Origin of the sequence: Kitasatospora sp. NPDC094028, assembly GCF_049543595.1 — a bacterium.
In the GTDB taxonomy this organism is placed as follows: Bacteria; Actinomycetota; Actinomycetes; order Streptomycetales; family Streptomycetaceae; genus Kitasatospora.
Genome location: NZ_JBMVFA010000014.1, coordinates 167,804 through 188,318, shown reverse-complemented (window position 1 = coordinate 188,318; position 20,515 = coordinate 167,804). Strand labels below are relative to the sequence as shown.

The window sequence follows — 20,515 nt, the reverse complement described above, 5'->3', positions numbered from 1 at the left end:
CCGCCGCATACGGAGCGATCTTCGCCTCGGCCAGCGAACGCACCGCCTCGCGAAGCATCTGGTGCTCCTCGGAGATCCGGAAGAGATCGAAGTCCGCCGCGCCCGCGCTGCCCGCCATGATGCCTGCCTCGTCGTCCAGTGACCGTGGCCGGTCGGAGCCCGACCGGCGTCGATTCTGCGGTTAACTACCGTTCAGTACCGATCCTAGGGCTCCGACCTGCGGCTGCCTAGGCGTACCGGGCGAGCGGGCGGCCCCGGGGGCGGCCGCCGGGGCGGATAGCATCGGGGGGCACCTGTCCTGGTCGAACCCGTACCAAAGGGGACCCCGTGACCCTCCGCATCTCCGTGATCGGCACCGGCTACCTCGGCGCCACGCATGCCGCCGCGATGGCCGAGTTCGGCTTCGAGGTGCTGGGCCTGGACATCGACCCGGACAAGATCGCCACGCTGACCGCCGGCCGCGTCCCGATGTACGAGCCCGGGCTGTCCGAGCTGCTGGTCAAGCACGTGGCCGGGCACGAGGGCTCGACCGGGCGGCTGCGCTTCACCACCTCCGTCGAGGAGGTCGCGGAGTTCGCCGACGTGCACTTCGTCTGCGTCAACACCCCGCAGCGCAAGGGCGAGTTCGCGGCCGACATGTCGTACGTGGACGCCGCGCTCGAGGGCCTGGCGCCGCACCTGACCCGCCCCGTCCTGGTGGTCGGCAAGTCCACCGTGCCGGTCGGCTCGGCGGCCCGGCTGGCCGAGCGGCTGGCCGCGCTGGCACCGGTCGGCGCGGGTGCCGAACTGGCCTGGAACCCGGAGTTCCTGCGCGAGGGCTTCGCCGTCCAGGACACCCTGCGGCCGGACCGGATCGTGGTCGGCGCGCACAGCGCGAACGCCGAGCGGCTGCTGCGCGAGGTGTACGCGGAGCCGATCGCGGCCGGGGTGCCGTTCCTGGTCACCGACTACGCGACGGCCGAGCTGGTGAAGACCGCCGCCAACTCCTTCCTGGCCACCAAGATCTCCTTCATCAACGCGATGGCCGAGGTCTGCGAGGCGGCCGGCGCCGACGTCACCCAGCTCTCCGCCGCGCTCGCCCACGACGAGCGGATCGGCGGCAAGTTCCTCAACTCCGGGCTCGGCTTCGGCGGCGGCTGCCTGCCCAAGGACATCCGGGCGTTCATGGCCCGGGCCGGCGAGCTGGGCGCCGACCAGGCGCTGACCTTCCTGCGCGAGGTCGACTCGATCAACATGCGCCGCCGCTCCCGGATGGTCGAGCTGGCCCGCGAGCAGTGCGGCGGCGGCTTCCTGGGCCGCCGGGTCGCCGTGCTCGGCGCCGCCTTCAAGCCCAACTCGGACGACATCCGGGACTCCCCCGCGCTCAACGTGGCCGCCCAGATCCAGCTCCAGGGCGCCCAGGTCACCGTCTACGACCCGAAGGCCGTGGACAACGCGCGCAAGATGTTCCCCTCGCTCGCCTACGCGGGCTCCGCCCTGGAGGCGGCCGAGGGCGCCCACGTCCTGCTCCACCTCACCGAGTGGGCCGAGTTCCGCGAGCTGGACCCGGCCGAGCTGGGCGCGGTCGTCGCCGAGCGCCGCCTGCTCGACGGCCGCAACGTCCTCGACGCCGACGCCTGGCGCGCCGCCGGCTGGACGTACCGCGCCCTGGGGCGCCCCAGCTGACCACTCATTGAACACGTTCAACCCCTCGTGTCATGATCGGTGCGCACACCGTCGATCACGACCCGGGGGGTTCGTCGTGCGCAGGTCGTACACGTGGCTGATCGGCGCGGCGGCGACCGCCGCCGTGCTCGTGCCCGCCGGCTACGCGGGGTGGGCGGTGAGCACCTGGGACGGCGGCCCCGGCGCCGCCGACTGCGCGGAGGCCGTGGCCTTCGCCGGCGGCCGGCTGCCCGCCCAGGCCACCGAGGCCCACTGCACCGACAACGGCGGCTGGCAGGAGCGCGGCTACCTCGTCGACTTCCGGATGCCCCGCGAGGAGCTTGCCCAGCGGCTCACCACCGCGTTCCCCCGCATGCGGCTGACGGACGACGGCACGCAGGGCCTGGACTTCGGCGACGCGCCCGGACCGCACGGCACGCCCCCGCAGGACCAGGCCCGGACCGTCCGCCTCAAGGCCGTCTACGAGAGCGACGGCACCGCCCTGGTGAAGCTCCGGGCCTTCGACGGCTGAGCCGGGAATCCCCCTCCGGGGTATCGGCGTTGGCACCGGTATGACGACCTACGGCGACGAAGCGACGGTCCGCGAGATCCTCACCCGCAGCGGCGACACCTGGGCGGTGGTCGGCCTGTCCACCAACACCGCCCGCGCGGCGTACGGCGTGGCCCGGGTCCTGCAGCAGTACGGCAAGCGGATCGTGCCGGTGCACCCGAAGGCCGAGACGGTCCTCGGCGAGCAGGGCTACGCCTCGCTCGCCGAAATCCCGTTCCCAATCGACGTGGTGGACGTGTTCGTGAACAGCGCGCTGGCCGGCGAGGTGGCCGACCAGGCGGTCGCGGTCGGGGCCAAGGCCGTCTGGTTCCAGCTGGGCGTGGTGGACGAGGCCGCGTACGAGCGGACCACGGCGGCCGGGCCGGCCATGGTGATGGACAAGTGCCCGGCCATCGAGATCCCGCTGCTGGACTAGGAGTTCTCCGCGCCGTCCAGCCGGGCGATGGTGGCGATGGACGGCCGCCGGCTCGCCCGCAGCCCGGCGGCCACCGACTCGGCGTCGCGCAGCACGCGCACCGCGTTGTGCCAGGTGAGCTTGGCGAGGTCGGCCTCGGACCAGTGCCGGCCGAGGAGTTCGGCGACCAGGTTGGGGTAGCCGGCCACCGAGTCGAGGCCCTCCGGCAGGAACGCGGTGCCGTCGAAGTCGCCGCCGATGCCGATGTGGTCGATGCCCGCGACCTCGCGCATGTGGTCGAGGTGGTCGGCGACGGTCGCCGGGGTGGCGATCGGGCGCGGGTGGGCGGCCTCGAAGGCGCGCTGGACGGCCATGGCCGCCGGGGTGGTGGCCAGCGGGTGGAGGCCGTGGGCGCGCATGTTCTCGTCGGCGGCGAGGGTCCACTCGATGGCGGCGGGCAGGATGAACTTCGGGACGAAGGTCGCCATCGCCACCCCGCCGTTGGCGGGCAGCTGGGCGAGCACGTCGTCCGGGATGTTGCGGGCGTGGTCGCAGACGGCCCGCGCCGAGGAGTGCGAGAAGACGACGGGCGCCTCGGTGACGCGCAGCGCGTCGCGCATGGTGTCGGCGGAGACGTGCGAGAGGTCGACGAGCATGCCGAGCCGGTTCATCTCCCGGACGACCTCCTCGCCGAAGCGGGTCAGCCCGCCGGCCACCGGCTTGTCGGTCGCGGAGTCGGCCCACGGCACGTTGTCGTTGTGGGTGAGCGTCAGGTACCGCACGCCGAGCTCGTACAGCGCCCGCAGGGTGGCGAGCGAGCAGTCGATGGAGTGCCCGCCCTCGGCGCCCATCAGCGAGGCGATCCGGCCCTCGGCGCGGGCGGCCTCCATGTCGGCGGCGGTACGGGCGAGGCGCAGCCGGTCGGGGTAGCGCTCGACCAGGGCCTGGACGAAGTCGACCTGCTCCAGGGTGGCGCTGACGGCGCTGTCCCCGGCGAGCGAGGTCGGCACGTAGACGGACCAGAACTGCGCGCCGACCCCGCCCTCCGCGAGGCGGGCGAGGTCGGTGTGCAGGCGGTCGCTCTGGTCGACGGCGAGGTCGAGCGCGCCGAGGTCGTACCCGGCGTGCTCGCGCATCGCCCAGGGGAGGTCGTTGTGGCCGTCCACCACGGGGGCGGTGCGCAGCAGCGCGCGGGCGCGGTCCAGCGGGGTGAGGGAGTCCGTTCCGGAAGTCATACGGGCTGTTGTACCCCACCCCGCCAGGGGGGTTACTTACCGAACCCGAAGGACGAGGAGCCCGCCACCTTGGCGCGGAGCTTCTTGCCCTTCTCGGTGGCCTGGTTGTTCAGCTCGGCCTGGAAGTCGGTCATCTTCTCGGTGAGTTCGGGGTCGAACGCGGCGAGCATGCGCACCGCGAGCAGGCCGGCGTTGCGCGCGCCGGCCACCGAGACGGTCGCCACCGGGACGCCGGCCGGCATCTGGACGATCGAGAGCAGGCTGTCCATGCCGTCCAGGTAGCGCAGCGGCACCGGCACGCCGATGACCGGCAGCGGGGTGACGGAGGCCAGCATGCCCGGCAGGTGGGCGGCGCCGCCGGCGCCGGCGATGATCGCCTTCAGGCCGCGCCGATGGGCGCTCTCGCCGTACTCGACCATCTCGCGCGGCATCCGGTGCGCGGAGACGACGTCGACCTCGTAGGGGATCTCGAACTCGTCGAGGGCCTGGGCGGCGGCCTCCATGACGGGCCAGTCGGAGTCCGAGCCCATCACGATGCCGATGAGGGGGGAGGTCATTCGGTGATCGTTCCTCGCAGGTAGGCGGCCGCGTGGCGGGCGCGCTCGCGGACGTCGTCGAGGTCGTCCCCGAAGACGTTGACGTGGCCGACCTTGCGGCCGGGCTTCACGTCCTTCCCGTACATGTGGACGCGCAGCCCGGGGTCGCGGGCCATGCAGTGCAGGAAGGCGTGGTACATGTCCGGGTAGTCGCCGCCGAGGACGTTGACCATGACGGTCCACTTGGCGCGCGGCCGGGGGTCGCCGAGCGGGAGGTCGAGGACGGCCCGCAGGTGGTTCTCGAACTGCGAGGTGACCGCGCCGTCCTGGGTCCAGTGCCCGGAGTTGTGCGGGCGCATGGCGAGCTCGTTGACGAGGATGCGGCCGTCCCGGGTCTGGAACAGCTCGACGGCGAGGTGGCCGACGATGCCGAGCTCGCCGGCGATCCGCAGGGCGAGCTGCTGGGCCTCGTCGGAGAGGGCCGGGTCGAGGTCGGGCGCGGGGGCGGTGACCTCGGCGCAGACGCCGTCCTCCTGGACGCTCTCGACGACCGGGTAGGCGACGGCCTGGCCGCTGGGCGAGCGGACGACGTTGGCGGCCAGCTCGCGGACGAAGTCGACCTTCTCCTCGGCCAGCACCGGGACGCCGGCGAGGAAGGGCGCCTGCGCCTCGTCCTCGCCGTCGACGACCCAGACGCCCTTGCCGTCGTAGCCGCCGCGGACGGTCTTGAGCACGACCGGGTATCCGGCGCCCTCGTTCGCGAAGGCGGTGACGTCGGCCGGGTCGGCGACGATCCGGTGCCGGGGGCAGGGCACGCCGATGGAGTCGAGCTTGGCCCGCATCACGCCCTTGTCCTGGGCGTTGACCAGGGCCTCCGGGCCGGGGCGGACGGCGATGCCGTCGGCCTCCAGGGCGCGCAGGTGCTCGGTGGGGACGTGCTCGTGGTCGAAGGTGACCACGTCGCAGCCGGCGGCGAAGGCGCGCAGGGTGTCGAGGTCGCGGTAGTCACCGAGGACGACCTCGGAGACGACCTGTGCGGCGGAGTCCTGGGGGGTGTCGGCGAGGAGTTTGAACCTGACCCCGAGCGGGATGCCCGCCTGGTGTGCCATGCGGGCCAACTGCCCGCCGCCGATCATGCCCACCACTGGAAAATTCACATTGCCCGGGGAAGTCACCCCGCCAGGATATCCGGGCCGGTGGGGGGCCTAGGAGCCAGCGGTGGCACGGGAAAAGCGGACGCGCGTAGATGTCAACCCGTGGCCCGGACGGCTGAGCCGTTCGGTGCAAGCGGGTAGCCTGGACGGCTAGGTCCTCGTCCGCGCAGTCCGATCATGTGCGTGCACGCAGGACTCAAGGGCAGGCCGCGCCCCCGGCGGACGCCCTTTCGTCCCGCAGGTACATGGAGGCAGCCCGGTATGGCGACGACCGAAGCTTCGGAACCCTCGCTCGCGCAGAAGCTGCGCGGACTCAGGGGCGAAGTGGTGAAGTTCGGCATCGTCGGCCTGAGCGGCGTGGTGGTCAACTTCGCCGTCTTCTGGGTCTGCATCAACAGCTTCGGCCTGGCCTCGCTGCGGTCCAACATCGCCGCGACGGTGATCGCGATCGCCACCAACTACCTCGGCTACCGCTACTGGCTGTACCGGGACCGCGACGCCGCCTCGCGCAAGCGCGAGATCACCCTGTTCCTGGTCTTCAGCGGCATCGGCATGCTGATCGAGACCGGCACGCTCGGCTTCTCGCGGTACCTGCTCGGCCTGGACTCGAACCTGGAGCAGCTGGGCGCCAAGGTGGTCGGCCTGGCCATCGCCACCGTGTTCCGCTTCATCTCGTACCGCACCTGGGTGTTCACCGCCCTGCCGGAGTCCGAGCCGCAGCCGCAGGCGGAGTCGGTGCCCGAGCAGCGGGAGGCCGCCAGCGGCCAGGAGCTCGCCGCCCAGGCCGAGCTGATGCTGGCCGCCGAGCAGATCCGCTTCGCCAAGGCCGAGTAGCGCCCCCTCCCCCGCTTGCCGGTCCCGCCGCCACGGGAGGACAGTGGTGACCGAGGGCGAGCGCGGCCAGCGGACGATCGAGGCCGAGGGGGGTTCCGGAGGCCTGCGATGGCGTTCGTCCAGATCATCGACTGCAAGACCGACAAGCTCGACGACCTCAACCGGCTCATGGACACCTGGGCCGAGTCGACCAAGGGCAAGCGGACCGCTTCCCACGCGATGGTCACCACCGACCGCGCGGACAGCAAGCACGTGGTGGAGATCGTGGAGTTCCCCTCCTACGAGGAGGCCATGCGCAACTCCAAGCTGCCCGAGACGGACCGGATCTTCCGCGAGCTGGTGGCACTCTGCGACGCGCCGCCCACCTTCACCGACCTCGACGTGGTCCGCGACGCCCAGTTCAACAAGACGCTCGCCAACCGGGTGCTGGACGGGCTCGCCCGGGGCCGCCTCGACGTCATCGACGAGTGCATGGCCGCCGACTACCGCGACCACGACTTCGGCAGCGAGGGCGAGATCACCGGCGTCCCGGCCTTCCGGGACCGCTGCGCCGGCTACCTGGACGCCTTCGACTTCCGCTTCGAGGTCGAGAGCCAGATCGCCGAGGGCGACGAGGTCGCCACCCGGTGGACCTGGCACGCCACCCAGAAGGCCGCCTTCCGCGACGTGCCGAACACCGGCAGGTCCGTGGTCGGGCACGGCACGACGACCTTCCGCTGCGAGGACGGGAAGATCGCCGAGGGCTGGTGGCAGTGGGACGTCATGGGCCTGATGCGCCAGCTCGGCGTGCTGCCGGGCGCCTGAGGCCCCCTGGGGGCGGCTGCTCAGTCCTCGTGGCTGCGGCCGAGGAAGAGCGCGAACACCGGCGGCCGCAGCGAGAGCAGTTCCAGCCGGCCGCCGTCCGCCTCCGCGAGGTCGCGGGCGACGGCCAGGCCGATCCCGGTGGAGTTGCGGCCGCTGACCGCGCGCTCGAACACCCGGTTGCCGAGGTCGGCCGGCACGCCCGGGCCCTGGTCCTGCACCTCGACGACCACCGAGGTGCCGGAGGGCCGGACCCGTACGGTGATCGTCCCGCCGCCGTGCATCAGCGAGTTCTCGATCAGGGTGGCCAGCACCTGGGCGACCGTCCCCGGAGTGCCGACCGCCGTGACCCCGCGCAGGCCCTCCAGGGCGAGCACCCGGCCGCGCTCGCGCAGCGTCGGGCCCCACTCCTCCACCTGCTGCTTGATGACGTCGTCCAGGTCGAAGGCGACGGCGGTGGGGCTGCGCGGGTCGCGCTGGGTGGTGAGCAGCCGCTGGACGACGTCGGTGAGCCGCTCGACCTGCTGGAGGGCGATGGTCGCCTCCTCCCGGACGGTCTCCGGGTCCTCGGCGAGCGCGGTGATCTCCTCCAGCCGCATGGAGAGCGCGGTGAGCGGGGTGCGCAGCTGGTGCGAGGCGTCGGCGGCGAGCCGGCGCTCGGCGGTGAGCATCCGGGCGATCCGCTCGGCACTGGTGTCCAGCACCTCGGCGACCCGGTCGAGTTCGGGCACGCCGTAGCGGCGGTCGCGCGGGCGGGGGTCGCCGGAACCGAGCCGCTCGGCGGTCTCGGCGAGGTCGGTGAGCGGGCGGGCGAGCCGCTTGGCCTGCCAGACGGCGAGCGCCACGGCGGCCTGGACGGCCAGCAGGGCGACCACGCCGAGCAGCAGCAGCATGTTGGCGATCTCGTGGTCGACGTCCTCGCGGGACTGTTCGACGGTGACGATCGCGCCGCTGCTGCCGCGCTCGACGGCCTTCAGCAGGTGGTTCCCGGCCGGGCGCTCCCCGGCCGAGACGACCTCCAGGCCCGGGAGCTGCACCTCGACGTAGCTGCCCTCGGTGACCTGGCTCTCGAAGGCGCGCCCGTTGACCGGCTCGTGGGCGGTGATCCGGCTCTCGACCAGGTCGAGCACCCGGACGGCCGCCGCGTCGACCCGGTCCCGGGCCGAGCTGACGATGGTGCGCTTCTCGACCAGGGCGAGCGGTACGCAGAACACCACGACCACCACCAGGACGACGCCCAGCAGCGAGTTGATCATCCGGCGTTTCACGCTGCCGCTCCCCGAGGTGCTCCGCTACGTCGGCCGTGGCCCGGCCGTGGTCTCCCGTTCGGGGCTAATTCTTCTCGAACCGGAACCCGACCCCGCGCACGGTGGCGATGTAACGCGGGTTCGCCGCGTCGTCGCCGAGCTTCTTGCGCAGCCAGGAGATGTGCATGTCCAGGGTCTTGGTGGAGGTCCACCAGGTGGTGTCCCAGACCTGCCGCATGATCTCCTCGCGGGTGACCACCCGGCCGGCGTCCCGGACGAGCACCCGCAGCAGCTCGAACTCCTTGGCGGAGAGCGTCAGCTCCTCCTCGCCGAGCCAGGCGCGGTGGGACTCGATGTCGATCTTCACGCCGTGCGCGCCGGTGGTGAGCTGGTCGACGTTGCCGCGCCGGAGCAGGGCCCGGACGCGGGCGAGCAGTTCGGCCAGGCGGAAGGGCTTGGTGACGTAGTCGTCGGCGCCGGCGTCCAGGCCGACCACCGTGTCGACCTCGTCCGCGCGCGCGGTCAGCACCAGCACCGGGCAGCTCTTGCCGTCCGCGCGCAGGCGGCGGCAGACCTCCAGGCCGTCCATCTCGGGCAGGCCGAGGTCGAGGACGACGAGGTCGACCTCCTCGGTGAGGCCGGCGGCCAGCGCGGTCGGACCGTCCTCGCGGACGAGCACCTCATAGCCCTCGCGTCGCAGGGCCCGGGCGAGCGGTTCGGAGATCGCCGGATCGTCCTCGGCAAGCAGCACACAGGTCATGTGGTGATGGTAGTCCGCCGGGGTATGCCCGTACGTCCTGTGAGGAGGTTCACAGAGCGTGATCGTTATACAAGGGCCGGTCGAGGATCAACAGAGCGTTGCCGACCGGCCGTTCGGCGAAGAATCACCCCCCGGATCTTTGAACCGAAGGGAGACACGCCCGCCTACCATGGATCGATCGGGCAGATCCGCTGCGAACTTCGTTATTCACGCACCTGATTCGCCGTGTTTGTCATCTGATAACGCCAAATGTCGCCACGTACAGTGGTTCGAGTCCACGTCCGCCGCACCCCCCTTGGCGGACGCTGTCAGGCAAGGAACCACTACTCATGGCGTCTACGACCCTTGAAGCCGGCACCACGTCGGCCTCTCCCGTCGGCAAGACCTTCCTCGGGCACCCCCGGGGGCTCGCCACGCTCTTCATGAGCGAGATGTGGGAGCGCTTCAGCTACTACGGCATGCGTGCCCTGCTGGTGCTCTACATGTCCACCGCCATCACGGACGGTGGCCTCGGCATGCAGGCTGCCGTGGCCGCGGCCATCTACAGCGTGTACACCGCCATGGTCTACCTGCTGGCCCTCCCCGGCGGCTGGATCGCCGACCGCTTCCTGGGCGCCCGCAAGACCGTCGCACTCGGCGGCTCGATCATCATGATCGGCCACTTCCTGCTGGCGGTCCCGTTCAAGGCGTCGTTCTTCGCGGGCCTGGCCTTCGTCGCGATCGGCTCGGGCCTGCTCAAGGCCAACATCTCGACGATGGTCGGCCACCTCTACGAGGGCCCGAACGACCCGCGCCGAGACGGTGGCTTCACCGTCTTCTACATGGGCGTGAACCTCGGCGCCTTCCTGGCCCCGCTGGTCATCGGCACCATCGGCCAGGACGTCAGCTGGCACCTGGGCTTCGCCCTGGCCGGCGTCGGCATGGCCCTCGGCCTCGGCCAGTTCCTGCTCGGCACCCGCCACCTGAGCCCGAAGAGCGACGTCGTCGCCTCGCCGATCAGCGCCGAGGAGAAGAGCAAGGTCTTCCGCCTGGCCGGCATCTGGCTGGCCGCCGCGGTCGTCTTCTACGGCGTCGTCGCCGGCACCGGCCACTTCACCGTCGACTGGGCCGTCTGGCCGCTGTCGATCCTGGGCATCCTGCTGCCGGTCTTCGTCTTCACCAAGGTGAAGCGCGACAAGGACCTCAGCGCCGCCGAGCGCTCCAAGATGAGCGGCTACATCTGGTTCTTCGTGGCCGCCGCCATCTTCTGGATGATCTACGAGCAGTCCGGTTCGACGCTGAGCCTCTTCGCCAAGAAGAACACCGCCTCGACGCTGTTCGGCATGGACTTCCCGTCCAGCTGGTTCCAGTCGCTGAACCCGCTCTACATCATGGCGCTGGCCCCGGTCTTCGCCTGGATGTGGGTCGCGCTGTCCCGCCGGGCCAAGAACCCCAGCACCACCACGAAGTTCGCCTTCGGCCTGGTGATGGTCGGCGCGTCCTTCCTGGTCATGATGATGGCGATGGCCGCCGCCCACGGCGGCGCCAAGGTCACCCCGCTGTGGCTGGCCATGGTCTACCTGATCCAGACCGTCGGCGAGCTCACCCTCTCCCCGGTCGGCCTCTCGGTCACCACCAAGCTGGCCCCGGCGAAGTACGCCAGCCAGATGATGGGCGTCTGGTTCCTCGCCGTCACCGCGGGCAACTGCGTCTCGGCGATCCTGCAGCTCGTCCTCGGCGACGACGTGGTCGGCAGCACCGGGTACTTCGCGGTCCAGGGCGCCCTGGCCGTGGTCGCCGGTGTGGCGCTGTGGCTGTACCGCAAGCGCGTGGTCGCGCTGATGGGCGACGTCCACTGACGCAGCCCTGAAAAGGCCCCGGGGCCGCCGCGGATTCCTGAGATCCGCGGCGGCCCCGGTCGTTTTTCCTGCTCAGACCTCCCGGACGCCGGAGCGCCACACCGCCGCCGTCAGCGGCACGCCCAGCTGGCATGAGGGGCTCTTTTTTGGTTTTCGGCAGCCCAAATAGCTACAGGACTTCAACGCTCCTGTAGTTTCAACTGCCTTTCTCGTTATGTCAGTTGAGTGCTAGCGTTCGCTTCCTCCATTCCAGCGACCGCTGTGAGGTGCCCCTTCATGACTCAGACAACGGCTCGCCTGAAGAATCCCCTGGCTCCTCGGTTTCAGGTGACGTTGCGACCTGCGGAGTTGCCTGACCATGACTTTGAGGACGACGCCACGATCAAGGGCAGGCAATACAGCGGGCTGAGCCTCGTTGGCCGCGCGGGTGAAGCGGTCGAAGTCGAGCAATGCGCCTTTGAGAACGTCCGATTCACCGGAATGCACCTTGTCCGATCGGTGCTCGCTCACATCACCTTCGAGACCTGCGACTTCGCCACGGTCCGGACACAGGACGTGTCCATCCTCCGAAGCACAGTGACCGGTTGCCGACTCACCGGGTCGTCCTGGAGCAACGGCAGCTTCCGCGATGTCCTCTTCGAGGGGACTCGGACAGACAGCACACTGTTCCGCTATGCGAAGTTCAAGACGGTGGTCTTCAGGGAGTGCAATCTCTCCCAGGCCGACTTTCAGTTCGCCGAACTCCGCGATGTCCGATTCGAGAAGTGCGACCTCGCCGGAGCACAGTTCGCCAACATCGTGATTCAGCCCGGTGTCAGCTTCGACAACTGCACACTGGCCGACGTCGGAGGCGCCGCACACCTCAGGGGTGCCACTGTGCGAGGCCCAGGGTCCATGGAGCTGGCCCTGAGCCTCGCCAGGGAGGCCGGCATCGTGTTCGAGGCCTAGGCGGCGACAGGCAGCTCGTAGTGCGCGAACTCCTGGCCGGAGATCGACCGGGTGACGAGGTCGAAGTCGATCGTCTCGGCGAAGGCCGCGAGTTCGCGCACCATCCCCTGACCGTACGGCGTGAACAGATCCAGCTTGTCCAGCAGGCCGTCCGTGCACTCGCGGATCGAGTGGCGGAACTGGTCCACCAACTCCGTCTCGCCCCTCAGGTGCTGCATCAGCATGAGGGGCGGGGCCACCACCGCGCTGTGGAAGGCCTTGTCCAGCGGCCGCAGCTGCCCGAACTTCACCGCGGACACGACCCGGAACTCCTCGGCCTCCAACTCCTTGGCAGGCCGCGCGTAGAGGCGGTACACCATGTCCGCCAGGAAGACGTTCAGGTGCACGGTCTCGTGCACCAGGGACTCGGCGTAGTCGTGGGGCCGCCACTCGTCGCCGGGGCTCATGCTGACCAGGCCCGGAAGCGTCGAACCGGTGCCGCCGCCCTTGTTGGTAGAGCTGAACATCACGACGTCGGTGACCACCAGGTCCACGAGCGCCCCCAGGTCGGGGACGAGGTCCCTGGTGTGCAGAAGCGCCACAGAGAAGTCGCGCTTCCACCGCTCACGGAGGTCGGCCGGGGTGTCCTCCAGGCCTTCGAAGATGTTCTCGAAGGTCCTGTTTTCGATCAGGTAGCTACCCCACTCGCTGTCCTTGAAGGACAGCGCGATGCCCTCGCCCTCGACCGGCAGAGGGCGGAGGGCGGAGACGGCGCTCCGGTACGCGGCCGGGAGGTCCGCATCGGTCGGCGGGGGCTGTTCGTTGACCGCGCTCACGAGTCGGCCGATCGTCTCACGGGCGTGGTGGATGTTGAGGAATCGCATGGACGCTCACTCCTTGGCTGGGATGCTTGGAACCGCGTGCCCGGCCCCAATTGAGGTGGGGCCGGGCACGCGACTGCTTCAGGCGCTCAGGCCGGCCGTCAGTTGGTCCAGCCGCCCATCATCGAGGTGTTGTCCTCGCCCAGGAACGCCCGGACGTTGCCCCGGATGGTGTCCGCGGCGCTCTCGTCGACCGTCACGGCCTCGGTCACCTCGGTGTTCTCGGTGTCGCTGGTGATCACGGACATTGCGATCTCCTTCACTGGATGGGTGGAGCAACCTCCCCGGACGGGGAGGAACTTGTGGGGGTCGGTGACCCGCATCGGCTACGTGAGCCGGGTGCCATTTCCTGCCGGAGGGAGCGGGTAGGGATCAGCCGGACCGTCGACGGCTACCGGGCCCGCAGCGCTGGCGCTACTCGGGGACGTCCGGACCGACATGGGACTTGCCTGATTGTCGATCAGTCGACTTCTGTGACGGCCCTTCAAAGGTACGGATTCGATTGAGATTGGCGCCATCAACTTCTACGAAATTGCACGCATTCACCCGAGGGTGGTCAACGCCTCATTGATTCGTGCGCGCGCCGCGTCGCCGTACACGGCCGCCTGGGACAGCTCGCCGAACGCCCGCGTGTAGTCGCTGATCTCTCGGGGCTGGGTGACCTGGATTTCGGCAGTCAGCGTCTCCACGACGGTGCGCCGGTCGTCGTACTGGTAGAACGCCTCCAGTGGCCACATAGTCCGTTCCGCACCGAAGGGGATGACCCCGAGGGAGAGCGAGGCGAGCGGCAGGGCGGTGAGCAGGTGGCGGAGCTGGCCGGCCATGACCACGGCGTCCCCGATCCGGTTCCGGAGCACCGTTTCCTCCATGACGACCACGAAGCGGTGGTTGCCCTCGTAGAGGAAGCGGGAGCGTGCGACCCGGGCGACCACGGCCTCGGGGACGTCGTTCGGGGTGCCCTGGAAGCGGGTGATCGAGGTCAGGAGTGCTGTTGCGTAGGCAGGGGTCTGGAGGAATCCGGGCACCACGTTGGAGACGTACACGCGGCAGAGTTGGGCCTGCTGGTGGAGCGAGTAGAAGTCCTCCTGGACCCTGCGCAGGCCGGTGCGGTGGAGCCTGCGCCACTCCACGTACATCGACTCGACGGCACGGGACGCCGCGATCAGGTCAGGGGCCTGGTCCTCGGCGCCGCAGGCCGCGCACCACGCCCGGATGTCATCGCCGGAGGGTGGTGTGGTCCCGTTGAGAATCCGTGAGGTCTTGGAGGCGTGCCAGCCGCACCGGGTGGCCACGTCCTGCCCTTTCATGCCCGCGTCCAGCATCAGCTCCCGAAGGCGGGCGGCAACCGCTTCACGTGCGGCTTGGGCCTTGGGCGATGGGAGGGCGGGCATGGGCTGGCTGTCCGGCGCGGCTGGCGGTCAGACGGAGTACTGCTCGTGCGGGGTGGCCCGGTCCCAGACGGCTTCGAAGGCGGCTGAGACCATCTTCACCGTGGCCGGGTCGTCGTCGAACGCGTGCCCGGCCCAGTCCCCGTCGCCGGTGAACCAGTGGAACATGACCAGCCGGTCATCGATCAGCCACAGGTCGTTGCCGGGCAGGGCAATGTCCGAGGCCAGTCGCCGGGGAAGCCAACGGACCTGTTCGCCGGCTCCCACGTTGAGCGGCGTGACCGCGTGCTCCCAGCGGATGTAGTCGGTGACCGGCTCGGAGACGATCCGAGCGCGGCGCATCACCACGCCCCGGGCCACGGCTTCCCGCACGATCCCCAACCAGTCCGCCCAGTAGGGATCGTTCGGGTTCAGGTCCGCCTGCCCCGTGCGCTTGAAGTCGGCGATGATGTCGGACTCGTCGCCGACCGCGTACAGGTCGCGCATCTCCAGATGGACAGCGCTCCGCTGCGCCTGCCCCAGCAGGGCAGCGAAGTCAGGAACCGGCTGCTCGTTCTGCGTCATCACACGCCTTCCTCAGGATCGGCACCATGCGGAACGGAAGGCGGACCGGGGACTCACCCTTGGGCACACCGGTCGCGTGCCCCGGCGCCCATTCGGTCTCGCTGATCTCGGCGAGCCTATCGGCCTCGACGTCCCAGCCCTGGATCACGATCTCCTGTTTCTCCTCATCGACCCACACCGTAGGCGAGCCCCCGCCGCCCGTGTTGGGGTCAATGCCTACAAACCGTAGCGCCATGACGTCCTCCCGTGGCAAGCCGCTTCTTCTACGTGCTTGCACAACGATTCCCTTACCCTGACTGTTCGTCACGAATGCTTATGTTGACTCTTGTTGATCCTTCCCGATACCGAACGCCCGTGAGGCCCTCGCCCGAGGTGGGCGAGGGCCTTCGCGTGGTCTCAGTGGTGCTCGTCGCGCTCCTCGGGGTGGGGCATCTTGAGGGTCGCGATGACGCCGAGGGCCACGGTGGCGATCGCGCAGGCGAGGAGAGCAACGAGGATCGCGCCGACGAAGAAGTTCACAGGAGACACGGCTCGTCCAGGTCCAGGTCGCGGAGCAGGTGGAGGAGGTTGAGCAGCGTACTGATCGGCGCGTTGCCGAAGTTGACCAGCGTGCACCCGTCGAACGTCTTCTCGCCGGGCGCGGCGGAGCCCCAGAGGAGCCCGTACGGCAGGCCGCGCCTGTGCAACTCGCCCAGGAGGGCGGTGATCTGGGGCCCGGCACAGTCGCGCGGGCTGGGGTCGCGGGTCACGCGAGGGAGTCCAGCTCGTACCAGGTGGTCTTGCCTCGCTTCTGGGGGTCGACGCCCCAGCGGTGGGTGAGACCCTCCACGAGCTGGAGGCCCCGCCCGGTCTCGGCGAGGCCGGAGGACGTTCGCAGCTGGGGAAGGGCGTCGCTCTCGTCGGAGACGGTGACCCGGAGGGTGCCGTTGAGGAGGGAGAACCAGACGACGGGCGCGGGGGTGTCGCCGTGCCGCCAGGCGTTCACGAGGAGCTCCATCAGGGCGAGTTCGGCGTTGAAGATGGTCTCGCCGTCCCAGCCGTTGCGGGTCAGGACATCCCGCATGGCCTGCCGGGAGAGGGTGAGCGAGGGGGTGTTACGGGTGCACACGGGAACCTCCGTGAGGCTGTGGTGTGAGAGAGGAGGACGACGGGCGTCGCCGTGAGCCAGGCCAGAGTGAGGCTGGTTGCTCTTCGGTGCCAAGGCAGCAGGCGCCTACTGCCCGGAATGCAGGCATTGCTGACGATCCGTCGGATCGAGCTGTGAACGACGATAGCGCAAAGGGCTCGAAATTTTAGGCGCGAACCGAGAAGTTCCCTCTTCCGTGGATCGGGGCCCGGATGGACCCCCATCGCACGGGCGCGGCAGACTGGCCTCACCACCCACAGAGAGGACGACATGGCTGTTCGCTCAACCCCGACTCTCCGCCAGCGCCGACTGGGCGCCGAGCTGCGGAGAATGCGCGAGCAAGCCGGCCTCGGTGGCTCTCAGCTTGCCCGGGAACTCGGTATCAGCCCCGGCCAGATGACTCAGATGGAGACTGCAAAGATCGGGGTCAGCCCCGAGCGTCTCCGCATCGTTGCTGCGGCCTGCAAGTGTGACAATCAGCCGCTCATCGATGCCCTCGCCGCCCTCGCAGGGGAACGAACGAAGGGGTGGTGGGAGCCCTATCGCGGCACCGTCGGCACGGACACGATCGATGTGGCCGAGATGGATGGCCACGCACGGCGGCTCTCCACCTTCACGATCGCTTTCATCCCGGGGCTGCTTCAGACCCGCTCCTATGCGACCGCCGTGTTCGCGACGGGCTATCCGCCTCTTCCCGATCACGAGGTGGATCGCAGGGTGGACTTCCGTCTCCACAGACAGCAGATCGTTCGGTCCGGTGAAACGCCCTACCTGGCACTCATCCACGAGGCGGCGCTTCGAATCCAGTACGGCGGGCCCACGGTAATGAGGGAGCAGCTCGATTCCCTCGTCAAGGACTCCGAACTCCCAGGTGTCTCTGTACGGGTTGTGCCGTTCGACACCGCCGACTTCCCGGGCCCCAGCGAGAACCTCGCATACGCGGAAGGGCCGGTGCCAGAGCTGGACACGGTCCAGGCTGACTCGTCGCATGGCTCCCACATCTTCGATGCCCCTGCCCAGTTGGCGAGCTATCGGGCGATCTTGGGGCGCATCGAATCCGTAGCCCTTCCGGAGAGCGAATCGCGGGACTACATCCGCTCCATCGCGAAAGAAATGATCAACAGGTATGAATAGGTCCGAGTGGCAGACGTCCAGCTACACCGCAAATAACAACAACTGCATCGAGGTACGGACGATCGAGGGGCTGATCGAACTCCGCGAGTCCGACGAGGATGACGTCATCGTCCGGACCACCCGCCCCAAGTTCGCCGCGTTCCTCCAGGGCGCTCAGGCAGGCGAGTTCGACCACCTCACCGCCACCTGAGCGATTCGTTCCGGCGGCCTCTTGCGGGGAGCAAGAGGCCGCCGGTAGAGAGAAGGTGGCGAAGACCGAAAGAAGGCACGTCGAAGCGTGGCTGGGTTCCAACTGCGCTCGGCGTGTGCGCTCTTGACGGTTGCCGTTCAGTCGTGAATCGTCTTGCAAATCCACGCAACCGAGTTGCAAGGGGAAGCTGGTATGGCACTACGGTTCATCGGGATCGACCCCAACACGGGGGACGACGAGTGCCCGACCGTCTGGTACGACGACGAAGCTGACGAGATCGTTGTGCAGGGCTGGAAGGCCGACGAGACGCTGCGCGCCAAGTGCCTGGAGACCGGCAGCATCCCCGGCACGGAGGATGTGGTCCGACTGCCGGCGCGGATGGTGCCGATCTTGAGGAAGGCGTGCGATGCCGCCGAAGGTGCCGACGTTCGCTGAGCAACTGGCCGCCGCCCGGTCCACCGCGGTCCACCTGGAGATGCGCGACTCCTACAGCGTGGCCAAGGAGACCGAGGCGCTCGCGGCATGGCAGAACGGCTTCCGCCACGACCCCGACGACCGGGCGTCCTGGTGGCGGCCGTGGCTGACCCTGATCGAGGCGACCATCGCCCGCGGCGTCGAGGTCCGACGGGTCCGGATCGTGTCCGAGCCGGTGTCGGAGTACATCCGGTTCGAGCACTCCGGCACCTTTACCAACATCGCCGCGGGCGAGCAGATCAGGTGGCTGCCCCGACGGCAGGCGTCGGACATCGCCCTGCCCGGCAACGACTTCTGGCTGTTCGACGACCGGCTCGTGCGGTTCAACCACTTCACCGGTGACGGGGAATCCGCCGGACCGTCGTTCAGCGACGATCCGGCGGTGGCCCGGTTGTGCTCCACCGCCTTCGCCTCGGCGTGGGAGCGGGCCGTGCCACACGAGAAGTACACCGTCTGATCACGACCACCGACCACAACAGCATCGATGTCGATCTCCCCGTCCTCCAGTGCCCAGGCGGCACGCGTAGCTCTCGCCGCGCGCCTCGGCGAGCTGATGCGCGACGCCGGCCTGAAGGGCGGGGAGCTGTCCACCCGTTGCGGCTGGCACCCGGCCAAGACCTCCCGCATCCTCAACGCCAGAATCGCCCCGTCGGACTCCGACATCCGCGTCTGGTGCCGGGCCTGTGGGGCCGACGACCAAGCCGCCGACCTGATCGCCTCCAACAGGGCGGCGGACTCCCTGTACGTCGAGTGGCGCCGGATCACCCGCACGGGCCTGCGCCAGGCACAGGAAGCCCGCGTCCCGCTCTACGCCCGCACCCGCCACTTCCGCGCCTACTCCTCCCGCGTCGTCCCCGGCGCCTTGCAGACCAGGGAGTACGCCGGCGCACTGCTACGCACGGTGGCCGACGTCCGCCAGACCCCGGACGACGTGGCAGAGGCAGTGGAGGCCCGGCTCGCCCGATCGAGCGTCGTTTTCGAGGGCGGGCGCCGCTTCGTCGCGGTCATCGAGGAGTCCGTGCTGCGGTACCGGATCGGCGACGACGAGGTGATGGCCGGCCAACTCGGCCATCTGCTGCGCGTCATGTCGATGCCGTCGGTGTCGCTGGGGATCATCCCGTTCACGGCCGCCCGCCACATGTGGCCGGTCGAGACCTTCAATCTGTTCGACGATCGGCAAGCGGGGGTGGAACTGTTGTCGGCGCAGGTCACCGTGACCGCGCCTTCCGACCTCGCCCTCTACAGCCAGGCGTTCGCCCGCTTCGCCGCGCTCGCCGTTCACGGCGGCGCCGCCCGCGCGCTGATCACCTCCGCGATCAGCGACTTGGGCTGAGGTTCGCAAATTTTCGCAACTTCGTTGAGGCGCAAGCTGGTTGGTCCGTAGCGTTCACGGTGTCGCCGGGCAGTGCGCCCGGCGACACCAGGTGCCCCAACAGCAGTCGGAGGAACCATGGCAACCGCAGTTGCACCCACCGACCCGATCGTCGGCCCGCTCCGGAACGTGCGCAACCACGTCCCCACCGATCTGTGGGACAAGCAGATCGGCCTCCTGATGCGCGACTACCCGTACGACCACGTCATGGCCGCCCGCGTCCTCGGGCAGGGTTACGCCTACCTGCTGACCGCGATGGCCCACCGCGGCGAGCAGCTGAGCCTCGGCCCCAGCTCGCTGGTCGACATCGGTGTCCACGCGATCATCCTGGACACCGTCGCCTACGCCGAGCTGTGCCGGACCCACAACGACGGCCAGTTCCTGCACCACGTGCCGGCCGTCGCGTTCAAAGAGGACGGCACCGTCCTGCGCACCGCCCAGCTCATCGCCGCCGACGGCTGGGACGTGGACCTGCCGCTGTGGGCCGACGCCGCGAACTGCAGCCCCTGCCACCCCGGCAACGACTCCCACTGATCGGCCAGTTGCGGTGGCCCCGGCCCGGCTGGGGCCACCGCGACGCGGGCGGGTGAAGTTCACTCAAACCGCAGCGCCCGGGGCGCCTGGGGTACCAGGATGGCCCGGGTGAAGACCACCTCCCCCGCCCGAGGCGCAGCGCCAGACCTCTGGCACCACTACGGCCGCTCCCGCACCACCACCGACCGGTCCGTCCCCGAGTCCTTCTCCTGGGTCTGGGCCCAGGACGGCGGGCCGGGGACCGAGGTGCTGGGTGACCTCACCGGCCTCATCGTGGCCGACCTCGGCGCGGGTGCCGCCCGGCACGCCGCCCACCTCGTCACCCACCTGGCACCGGCCCGGGTCGACGCGGTCGACGCCTCCCCCGCCCAGCACGCGATGGCCTGCGACCTCTACGGTCGTCTCGCACCACGCCTGCGCCTGGTGCACGCCGACGTGGTCGAGCACCTGGACCATCACCCTGGCGGGTACGACGTCGTCTACTCAGTGTTCGGCGGGCTCGATTTCGCCGACCCCCGCCGGCTGCTCCCGGCCGCTGCCCACGCTCTGCGTCCCGGCGGGCTGTTCATCGCCTCCACCCTGGGCCACTACATCGGCGGTGCGCCCGCCGAACCGGACGTGCAGCACGCCGACATCCCGGCCCACACACCGGACGGCGCTCCGGCAACCATGCGCCGCTGGGTTCTCCAGGAGCACGTCTGGACGAAGCTGTTGGGCGAAGCGGGGTTCACGAAGATCAGTGTCGACCGGCTCCCTCCCACCGCACCGAGTGCACGCGCTGCCGACACCCTGCTTGTCTGCGCCTACCGTCTGCCCTGACGGCTGTGGGAGATCTTGGCATCGGGGCGTGCTGGCCATTCCGGCGACCGCGCCCCAGCACGTCGCCCCGTCGAGCGCCGGCTCGACGGGGC

Annotated in this window: 27 protein-coding genes and 1 pseudogene; 14 read left to right on the top strand and 14 right to left on the bottom strand. The window is 69.6% G+C overall.

Annotated features, from left to right (window positions below; genetic code table 11):
• Positions 1–118: pseudogene (locus ACPC54_RS22205) on the bottom strand (acyl-CoA dehydrogenase); the annotation flags it as partial.
• Between the two features lie 209 nt (positions 119–327).
• Between ACPC54_RS22205 and ACPC54_RS22200 the strand changes: the two are divergent.
• The 3 genes from ACPC54_RS22200 (at position 328) to ACPC54_RS22190 (ending at position 2,630) form a co-directional block, all read left to right on the top strand.
• Positions 328–1,665, top strand: coding sequence for a UDP-glucose dehydrogenase family protein (locus ACPC54_RS22200; RefSeq protein WP_498967015.1), 1,338 nt, complete (start codon positions 328–330; stop codon positions 1,663–1,665).
• 76 nt (positions 1,666–1,741) lie between these two features.
• Positions 1,742–2,176 (top strand): hypothetical protein, encoded by a 435-nt coding sequence (locus ACPC54_RS22195; protein ID WP_498967014.1) that lies wholly within the window; start codon positions 1,742–1,744, stop codon positions 2,174–2,176.
• 40 nt (positions 2,177–2,216) lie between these two features.
• On the top strand, positions 2,217–2,630 hold the full coding sequence (locus tag ACPC54_RS22190; RefSeq protein ID WP_498967012.1) for a CoA-binding protein: 414 nt from the start codon (positions 2,217–2,219) through the stop codon (positions 2,628–2,630).
• Here ACPC54_RS22190 and ACPC54_RS22185 read toward each other — a convergent pair.
• Genes ACPC54_RS22185 through ACPC54_RS22175 form a run of 3 tightly spaced genes read right to left on the bottom strand, consistent with a single transcriptional unit; the run spans position 2,627 to position 5,537 of the window.
• Positions 2,627–3,844, bottom strand: coding sequence for a dipeptidase (locus ACPC54_RS22185; protein WP_498967010.1), 1,218 nt, complete (start codon positions 3,842–3,844; stop codon positions 2,627–2,629). The genes ACPC54_RS22190 and ACPC54_RS22185 overlap by 4 nt on opposite strands.
• A gap of 32 nt (positions 3,845–3,876) precedes the next feature.
• Entirely contained in the window at positions 3,877–4,401 is a 525-nt protein-coding gene (gene purE / locus ACPC54_RS22180; protein WP_498967008.1) for a 5-(carboxyamino)imidazole ribonucleotide mutase, read from the bottom strand.
• Positions 4,398–5,537: a 5-(carboxyamino)imidazole ribonucleotide synthase gene (locus ACPC54_RS22175; RefSeq protein ID WP_498967006.1), complete on the bottom strand. Its 1,140-nt coding sequence runs from the start codon at positions 5,535–5,537 to the stop codon at positions 4,398–4,400. Before ACPC54_RS22175 ends, purE begins: the two co-directional genes overlap by 4 nt.
• Positions 5,538–5,795: 258 nt before the next feature.
• Between ACPC54_RS22175 and ACPC54_RS22170 the strand changes: the two genes are divergently transcribed.
• Positions 5,796–6,368, top strand: coding sequence for a GtrA family protein (locus ACPC54_RS22170; RefSeq protein ID WP_498967005.1), 573 nt, complete (start codon positions 5,796–5,798; stop codon positions 6,366–6,368).
• Between the two features lie 108 nt (positions 6,369–6,476).
• Positions 6,477–7,172: an ester cyclase gene (locus ACPC54_RS22165; RefSeq protein ID WP_498967004.1), complete on the top strand. Its 696-nt coding sequence runs from the start codon at positions 6,477–6,479 to the stop codon at positions 7,170–7,172.
• A gap of 20 nt (positions 7,173–7,192) precedes the next feature.
• On the opposite strand, the gene ACPC54_RS22160 is transcribed toward ACPC54_RS22165, so the two are convergent.
• Positions 7,193–8,437, bottom strand: coding sequence for a sensor histidine kinase (locus ACPC54_RS22160; RefSeq protein ID WP_498967002.1), 1,245 nt, complete (start codon positions 8,435–8,437; stop codon positions 7,193–7,195).
• A 64-nt stretch (positions 8,438–8,501) separates the two neighbouring features.
• Positions 8,502–9,176 (bottom strand): response regulator transcription factor, encoded by a 675-nt coding sequence (locus ACPC54_RS22155; protein WP_030290974.1) that lies wholly within the window; start codon positions 9,174–9,176, stop codon positions 8,502–8,504.
• Between the two features lie 329 nt (positions 9,177–9,505).
• Between ACPC54_RS22155 and ACPC54_RS22150 the strand changes: the two genes are divergently transcribed.
• On the top strand, positions 9,506–11,014 hold the full coding sequence (locus ACPC54_RS22150; RefSeq protein WP_498967001.1) for a peptide MFS transporter: 1,509 nt from the start codon (positions 9,506–9,508) through the stop codon (positions 11,012–11,014).
• Between the two features lie 276 nt (positions 11,015–11,290).
• Positions 11,291–11,962 (top strand): pentapeptide repeat-containing protein, encoded by a 672-nt coding sequence (locus ACPC54_RS22145; protein ID WP_498967000.1) that lies wholly within the window; start codon positions 11,291–11,293, stop codon positions 11,960–11,962.
• Here ACPC54_RS22145 and ACPC54_RS22140 read toward each other — a convergent pair.
• The 8 genes from ACPC54_RS22140 to ACPC54_RS22105 all read right to left on the bottom strand — a co-directional run bounded on the left by ACPC54_RS22140 (position 11,959) and on the right by ACPC54_RS22105 (position 15,882).
• Complete coding sequence (locus ACPC54_RS22140) at positions 11,959–12,825, bottom strand: aKG-HExxH-type peptide beta-hydroxylase (RefSeq protein ID WP_498966998.1); 867 nt, start codon at positions 12,823–12,825, stop codon at positions 11,959–11,961. The genes ACPC54_RS22145 and ACPC54_RS22140 overlap by 4 nt on opposite strands.
• Before the next feature lie 98 nt (positions 12,826–12,923).
• A complete protein-coding gene (locus ACPC54_RS22135; protein WP_498966997.1) occupies positions 12,924–13,070 on the bottom strand; it encodes a hypothetical protein in 147 nt (48 codons plus the stop codon).
• Positions 13,071–13,364: 294 nt separating this feature from the next.
• The gene (locus ACPC54_RS22130) at positions 13,365–14,213 is read right to left on the bottom strand and encodes a helix-turn-helix domain-containing protein (RefSeq protein ID WP_498966995.1); all 849 of its coding nucleotides are present in this window, start codon (positions 14,211–14,213) and stop codon (positions 13,365–13,367) included.
• A gap of 27 nt (positions 14,214–14,240) precedes the next feature.
• Positions 14,241–14,774: a DUF6879 family protein gene (locus tag ACPC54_RS22125; RefSeq protein ID WP_498966994.1), complete on the bottom strand. Its 534-nt coding sequence runs from the start codon at positions 14,772–14,774 to the stop codon at positions 14,241–14,243.
• Positions 14,746–15,009 carry a hypothetical protein gene (locus ACPC54_RS22120; protein WP_498967027.1) on the bottom strand — a complete coding sequence of 88 codons (264 nt, stop codon included), beginning with the start codon at positions 15,007–15,009 and terminating at the stop codon, positions 14,746–14,748. Before ACPC54_RS22120 ends, ACPC54_RS22125 begins: the two co-directional genes overlap by 29 nt.
• Before the next feature lie 161 nt (positions 15,010–15,170).
• On the bottom strand, positions 15,171–15,302 hold the full coding sequence (locus ACPC54_RS22115) for a hypothetical protein (RefSeq protein WP_498966992.1): 132 nt from the start codon (positions 15,300–15,302) through the stop codon (positions 15,171–15,173).
• Positions 15,290–15,523, bottom strand: a complete 234-nt coding sequence (locus tag ACPC54_RS22110; RefSeq protein ID WP_498966990.1) for a hypothetical protein — start codon at positions 15,521–15,523, stop codon at positions 15,290–15,292. The genes ACPC54_RS22115 and ACPC54_RS22110 overlap by 13 nt, the downstream gene beginning before the upstream one ends.
• Positions 15,520–15,882: an ATP-binding protein gene (locus ACPC54_RS22105; protein ID WP_498966989.1), complete on the bottom strand. Its 363-nt coding sequence runs from the start codon at positions 15,880–15,882 to the stop codon at positions 15,520–15,522. Before ACPC54_RS22105 ends, ACPC54_RS22110 begins: the two co-directional genes overlap by 4 nt.
• Before the next feature lie 288 nt (positions 15,883–16,170).
• Between ACPC54_RS22105 and ACPC54_RS22100 the strand changes: the two genes are divergently transcribed.
• The 7 genes from ACPC54_RS22100 to ACPC54_RS22070 all read left to right on the top strand — a co-directional run bounded on the left by ACPC54_RS22100 (position 16,171) and on the right by ACPC54_RS22070 (position 20,423).
• Positions 16,171–17,034, top strand: coding sequence for a helix-turn-helix domain-containing protein (locus ACPC54_RS22100; RefSeq protein ID WP_498966987.1), 864 nt, complete (start codon positions 16,171–16,173; stop codon positions 17,032–17,034).
• Positions 17,027–17,224, top strand: a complete 198-nt coding sequence (locus ACPC54_RS22095; protein ID WP_498966986.1) for a DUF397 domain-containing protein — start codon at positions 17,027–17,029, stop codon at positions 17,222–17,224. Before ACPC54_RS22100 ends, ACPC54_RS22095 begins: the two co-directional genes overlap by 8 nt.
• 192 nt (positions 17,225–17,416) lie before the next feature.
• Positions 17,417–17,659: a hypothetical protein gene (locus ACPC54_RS22090; RefSeq protein WP_498966984.1), complete on the top strand. Its 243-nt coding sequence runs from the start codon at positions 17,417–17,419 to the stop codon at positions 17,657–17,659.
• Positions 17,631–18,155, top strand: coding sequence for a DUF6879 family protein (locus ACPC54_RS22085; protein WP_498966982.1), 525 nt, complete (start codon positions 17,631–17,633; stop codon positions 18,153–18,155). Before ACPC54_RS22090 ends, ACPC54_RS22085 begins: the two co-directional genes overlap by 29 nt.
• A gap of 27 nt (positions 18,156–18,182) precedes the next feature.
• Entirely contained in the window at positions 18,183–19,031 is an 849-nt protein-coding gene (locus ACPC54_RS22080; RefSeq protein WP_498966981.1) for a helix-turn-helix domain-containing protein, read from the top strand.
• Positions 19,032–19,148: 117 nt separating this feature from the next.
• Positions 19,149–19,604, top strand: a complete 456-nt coding sequence (locus ACPC54_RS22075) for a glycine-rich domain-containing protein (protein WP_498966979.1) — start codon at positions 19,149–19,151, stop codon at positions 19,602–19,604.
• 108 nt (positions 19,605–19,712) lie between these two features.
• Complete coding sequence (locus ACPC54_RS22070; protein ID WP_498966978.1) at positions 19,713–20,423, top strand: class I SAM-dependent methyltransferase; 711 nt, start codon at positions 19,713–19,715, stop codon at positions 20,421–20,423.
• Positions 20,424–20,515: the final 92 nt, after the last annotated feature.

Bases quoted from the DNA above. Each gene is read 5' to 3' on its own strand.
- ACPC54_RS22190 (WP_498967012.1), top strand. From the start codon at position 2,217: ATGACGACCTACGGCGACGAAGCGACGGTCCGCGAGATCCTCACCCGC.
- ACPC54_RS22185 (WP_498967010.1), bottom strand. From the start codon at position 3,844: ATGACTTCCGGAACGGACTCCCTCACCCCGCTGGACCGCGCCCGCGCG.
- purE (WP_498967008.1), bottom strand. From the start codon at position 4,401: ATGACCTCCCCCCTCATCGGCATCGTGATGGGCTCGGACTCCGACTGG.
- ACPC54_RS22170 (WP_498967005.1), top strand. From the start codon at position 5,796: ATGGCGACGACCGAAGCTTCGGAACCCTCGCTCGCGCAGAAGCTGCGC.
- ACPC54_RS22165 (WP_498967004.1), top strand. From the start codon at position 6,477: ATGGCGTTCGTCCAGATCATCGACTGCAAGACCGACAAGCTCGACGAC.
- ACPC54_RS22155 (WP_030290974.1), bottom strand. From the start codon at position 9,176: ATGACCTGTGTGCTGCTTGCCGAGGACGATCCGGCGATCTCCGAACCG.
- ACPC54_RS22150 (WP_498967001.1), top strand. From the start codon at position 9,506: ATGGCGTCTACGACCCTTGAAGCCGGCACCACGTCGGCCTCTCCCGTC.
- ACPC54_RS22145 (WP_498967000.1), top strand. From the start codon at position 11,291: ATGACTCAGACAACGGCTCGCCTGAAGAATCCCCTGGCTCCTCGGTTT.
- ACPC54_RS22140 (WP_498966998.1), bottom strand. From the start codon at position 12,825: ATGCGATTCCTCAACATCCACCACGCCCGTGAGACGATCGGCCGACTC.
- ACPC54_RS22135 (WP_498966997.1), bottom strand. From the start codon at position 13,070: ATGTCCGTGATCACCAGCGACACCGAGAACACCGAGGTGACCGAGGCC.
- ACPC54_RS22130 (WP_498966995.1), bottom strand. From the start codon at position 14,213: ATGCCCGCCCTCCCATCGCCCAAGGCCCAAGCCGCACGTGAAGCGGTT.
- ACPC54_RS22125 (WP_498966994.1), bottom strand. From the start codon at position 14,774: ATGACGCAGAACGAGCAGCCGGTTCCTGACTTCGCTGCCCTGCTGGGG.
- ACPC54_RS22120 (WP_498967027.1), bottom strand. From the start codon at position 15,009: ATGGCGCTACGGTTTGTAGGCATTGACCCCAACACGGGCGGCGGGGGC.
- ACPC54_RS22100 (WP_498966987.1), top strand. From the start codon at position 16,171: ATGGCTGTTCGCTCAACCCCGACTCTCCGCCAGCGCCGACTGGGCGCC.
- ACPC54_RS22095 (WP_498966986.1), top strand. From the start codon at position 17,027: ATGAATAGGTCCGAGTGGCAGACGTCCAGCTACACCGCAAATAACAAC.
- ACPC54_RS22090 (WP_498966984.1), top strand. From the start codon at position 17,417: ATGGCACTACGGTTCATCGGGATCGACCCCAACACGGGGGACGACGAG.
- ACPC54_RS22085 (WP_498966982.1), top strand. From the start codon at position 17,631: ATGCCGCCGAAGGTGCCGACGTTCGCTGAGCAACTGGCCGCCGCCCGG.
- ACPC54_RS22080 (WP_498966981.1), top strand. From the start codon at position 18,183: ATGTCGATCTCCCCGTCCTCCAGTGCCCAGGCGGCACGCGTAGCTCTC.
- ACPC54_RS22075 (WP_498966979.1), top strand. From the start codon at position 19,149: ATGGCAACCGCAGTTGCACCCACCGACCCGATCGTCGGCCCGCTCCGG.